Below are 944 nucleotides of genomic sequence, written 5' to 3' on the forward strand. Positions count from 1 at the left end.
CTTGTCTGGGGGGAGCGGTCGAAGGTGGGGCTGGCGATTGGGACGAAGTCGTAACAAGGTAGCCGTACCGGAAGGTGCGGCTGGATCACCTCCTTTCTAAGGAGCACCGGCCCAGGTCGACCCCGCTAGCCGGGGTGATCGGGGTCCACGTCGTGTTCGTGAGCGAACGTCTCACGCTCGGCACGCTCATTAGTGGAGCACTGGCTACTCAACCGGGCCTGATCGGCCGGAACCTGCTAGTACCGCCTTCCGTGAGGAAGGAGTGGGAACGTCGGCGCTGGGGATCGTCCTGGTTGAACACACTGTTGGGTCCTGAGGAAACGGACATCAGAGCGGGCCCGCTGAGGCGGGCTTGCTGTCTGTTTGACCCTCATGCGGGGCCATCCTTCTGTCAGACCAGCTCATCTGCGCGTGTCGCGGTGGGTGGTGGTGGCGGGTCGGGTGTGGTCGCTGTTTGTTGTTTGAGATTTGCATAGTGGACGCGAGCATCTTTGTGGCCAAGTTTTTTAGGGCACACGGTGGATGCCTTGGCATCAGGAGCCGATGAAGGACGTGGGAGGCTGCGTTAAGCCCCGGGGAGTCGCCAACCAGACTTTGATCCGGGGATGTCCGAATGGGGAAACCTAGCACCAGTCATGTGGTGTTGCCTCCGCCTGAATGTATAGGGCGGTTGGTGGTAACGCGGGGAAGTGAAACATCTCAGTACCCGTAGGAAGAGAAAACAAATAGTGATTCCGTGAGTAGTGGTGAGCGAAAGCGGATCAGGCTAAACCGTAGGCGTGTGATAGCCGGCAGGCGTTGCGTTTGCGGGGTTGTGGGACCCTCTGGGAGGGGCTGCCGTTCCTCCAGACAGTAAGAAATCCAGCTGATAGTCGAAGCTTCTGGGAAGTTGCGCCGTAGACCGTGAGAGTCGGGTAGGCGAAATTGGTTGGACTGTTGGAGGG

At 59.4% G+C, this 944-nt stretch carries 2 rRNA genes; both read left to right on the top strand.

What is annotated here, in order from left to right:
* A 16S ribosomal RNA gene (locus ACLQ2R_RS39460) occupies window positions 1-96 on the top strand; the annotation flags it as partial.
* A gap of 399 nt (window positions 97-495) precedes the next feature.
* Window positions 496-944: ribosomal RNA gene (locus ACLQ2R_RS39465) — 23S ribosomal RNA — on the top strand; the annotation flags it as partial.

It is taken from the genome of Streptosporangium sp. DT93 (genome assembly GCF_049844535.1).
In the GTDB taxonomy this organism is placed as follows: domain Bacteria; phylum Actinomycetota; class Actinomycetes; order Streptosporangiales; family Streptosporangiaceae; genus Streptosporangium.